Here is a 3,209-nt window from a genome sequence, read left to right on the forward strand (position 1 = left end):
GAGTTCGAGACGCTCCACTACGAGGCCCTCACCCGAGAGCCCGCACCCACAAAGTAGCGGCAGAGAACCCGGGCCGATTCAGTCTGAGGATAGGTCCAGGTCAAGAGCTTCCTGGCCGGCGTTGATCTTGTCCCGGCCGGCGCTCATCAACGCGGCGAGTTCCGCCTCGGTATGGGCGGAGCCGAGGTGTTCGAGGACCACGTCCCGGCGATTCTTCCGCTCGGCGATCTGCACGGCCGTCGCTCCCGACGCCGTCTTCACCTTCCGCAGAAACACCACATCGTTAGTGTGCCACTTTCACGCCCTGCAATGCGCTCACCAGCACGAACGCGAACGAATCCCCGAAATCCGGCTCTTCAGAGTTGAGTGTGGGCGCGCCGGTGGTGCGGGGTAGCTGGGGATAGACGTCGAGGTCCTCGATGATGAGCGGACTCTTACCTCTGCTCGCACCAAGGACCTCGACAATGCACAACCATAGTTGCGTATGCCCTGACACGCTCGATCGCTGCGACCGATGCGACCTTCTGCTGGACTTCCCCGGCCTCCATCTGGTGGCCGTCTCGAAGGCCCGGGCCGGGCTGGTCCTCGAGGTCGAGTCCTGTGACCCGGTGACGGGATGTCCTGGTTGCGGAGTCATCGCCACTGGTCACGGACGGATCGCGGTTGAGGTGATCGATGCGCCTTGGGCGGGCCGGCCGGTGCGGATCCGCTGGCGCAAGCGCCGCTGGGTCTGCCTCGAGGACGTTTGCAAGGTGGCCACGTTTCTCGAGCAGGACCCGGAGGTTTGCGCCCCGCGGGGCCTGCTGAGCACGCGCGCGATCCGCTGGGCGATCGGTCAGCTCCGCCGTGAGGGAGCGACGATCCAGGGCCTCGCCCGCCAGCTCAGCACGACCTGGAACACGCTCTGGTCCCAGGTCCAGCCCGTCCTGGCCCGGGCCGCGGAAGACCCGTCGCGGTTCGAGGGCGTGCAGGTCCTGGGCGTGGACGAGCACATCTGGCACCACCGTGACCCGCGCCGGCGCGGGCCGAAAGCGCTCACCGGGATGGTGGACCTGACCCGAGGAACCCACCCCACTGCGAGGCTGCTCGACCTCGTCCCAGGTCGGTCCGGGACGGTCTATCGCGACTGGTTGGGCCAACGCGGTGAGAGGTTCCGGGAGGAGATCGAGATCGCGACGCTGGACCCGTTCCAGGGATACAAGAACGCGATCGATGACCAGCTCGAGGACGCCACCTGCGTGCTGGACGCCTTCCACATCGTCAAGCTCGCCGGCGCTGCGGTCGATGACGTCCGCCGCCGAATTCAGCAGGAGACCCTCGGCCACCGCGGCCGCAAGGGTGACCCTCTGTTCGGGATCCGGCACGTCCTCCGCGCCGGGCGTGATCGTCTCACTACGCGCCAGCAGAACCGCCTGGCCAGGGCGTTCTCTGCTCACCCCGATCACGTCGCAGTCGAGGTCGCCTACCAGTGCGCGCAGGACCTCCGAGACGTGTTCGACCAGCCCACACCCGCCCAGGGACGTCGGCTCGCCGAGCGACTCATCGACACTCTGCCGCCCTGCCCGATTCCCGAGATCGCGAGGCTGGGGAAGACGCTGCGCCGCTGGAAGACGGCGTTCCTGGCCTACTTCGATACCGACGGCGCGAGCAACGGCGGCACGGAGGCCATCAACGGGATCATCGAGCTCGGCCGCCGTATTGCCCGTGGGTTCCGGAACTTCGAGCACTACCGCCTCCGAATGCTCCTCATCGCTGGCGGACTCGACGCCTCACCCCACACTCATCTCTGAAGAGCCTAGCCGGCTCTTCGCAGATGAGGGTGTGCTTGCGAAGCTCGGGGTGGGCGCGTCGGTGCCGGGATAGACGTCGAGGTCTCCCGATGATGGAAGTTCTGACGCTCGCCTTCTGGGAGACCTCGACATGTCCAACGCTGCCTCCTCTCCCCCTGCTCTCGATGCCTTCTGCTGCTGGGACGGGCTCGGGCTCACAGCCACCGGGCAGCGAGTCAAGCTCGACCGTGCCGTACTGGACTGGCGGGTCCTGGAGGCCGACTCGTACTGCCGCCGCTGCGGCCAGGCTGGTGTTCCCCGCGGCACGGGGACAAAAACGGTCGTACACGTCCCGCTCGGCTGGCGACCGACGATGCTGCAGGTCAGAGTGCACCGCTACCGCTGCAGCGACTACTGCACAGTGTGGAGGCAGGACACCACGACCGCTGCCGCCACCCGCACGAAGCCGTCTCGTGACGCGGTCTACCGGGCGCTGAAGAGCGTGGTCATCGACAGGATATCGATCGCGCGCGTTGCTGAGAACCTCAGCACGGTCTGGCACACCACAAACGGCGCGGCCCTCAAGGCCGTCCAGGAGTTGTTGATCAATGATCCCGCCCGGTTCGACGGCGTCCGCGCGATCGGCGCCGATGATCACGTCTGGTCCCACACCAGAGGCGGCAGCAAGTACATCACCGTGATCATCGACCCCACCCAGGTCCGTCGGCGCCAGTACCAGCACCGCGAGGCTGCTGATAATAGTCCCGGGCGGCTCGAAAAAGGTCTTCAAGGCCTGGCTCGACGCCCAGAGTCAGCAATTCAGAGACGGGATCGAGACTGTCGCCATGGATGGGTTCACCGGCTTCAAGACTGCTGCCGCGGAAGAGATGCCCCAGGCCGTGGCGGTGATGGGCCCCTTCCACGTCGCCGCCCTGGCCGGCGATGCACTGGACCGGTGCCGGTAACGGGTCCAGCAGGTCACCTGCGGGTACCGCGGGCTCTCGAGATCGTCTCTACGCGATCTGCCGAGTCCTCCGCACTGGCGCGGACTTCCTCACCGACCGCCAACGCGGCCGGCTGAGCAGTGTGGTCGCCGCAGAAGCGCACGCCGCGCTCAACCGCTCACGCTCCCTGGGGCATCGCCTACTTCGACCGCCCCGGCACCAGCATCGGCCCGACAGAGGCCATCGACGGCCGCCTCGAGCACCTCCGCGGCGCCGACCTGGGATACCGCCCCCCGTTACCTTGTGAGTGCCCCCGATGGGCGGGGGTCTGGTCGCTCGGCCGGGTATGGCTTTGTTGCCCTGCCATCAATGGTCCGGGGGGTGTTGCCGCCCGGTCGAGAGACACGCGTTGACCGGCTCTTCGCGGTTCGTGGTGAATGACCCTGCTGTGGCGGGTATTCACGCTACGGTTCTCGCGGCGCTGGTGAGCAGGATA

1 protein-coding gene and 2 pseudogenes are annotated in these 3,209 nt (G+C 66.9%); 2 read left to right on the forward strand and 1 reads right to left on the reverse strand.

The features are described from left to right. Positions 1–84: 84 nt before the first annotated feature. Positions 85–279: pseudogene (locus ABD093_RS03025) on the reverse strand (IS1634 family transposase); the annotation flags it as partial. A 185-nt stretch (positions 280–464) separates the two neighbouring features. Between ABD093_RS03025 and ABD093_RS03030 the strand changes: the two are divergent. Then, positions 465–1,790 (forward strand): ISL3 family transposase, encoded by a 1,326-nt coding sequence (locus tag ABD093_RS03030; RefSeq protein ID WP_343922347.1) that lies wholly within the window; start codon positions 465–467, stop codon positions 1,788–1,790. Between the two features lie 130 nt (positions 1,791–1,920). Beyond that, a pseudogene (locus tag ABD093_RS03035) lies at positions 1,921–3,003 on the forward strand (ISL3 family transposase); the annotation flags it as partial. Between the last annotated feature and the right edge of the window lie 206 nt (positions 3,004–3,209).

The sequence above is a fragment of the Brachybacterium tyrofermentans genome (assembly GCF_039526165.1).
GTDB lineage: Bacteria > Actinomycetota > Actinomycetes > Actinomycetales > Dermabacteraceae > Brachybacterium > Brachybacterium tyrofermentans.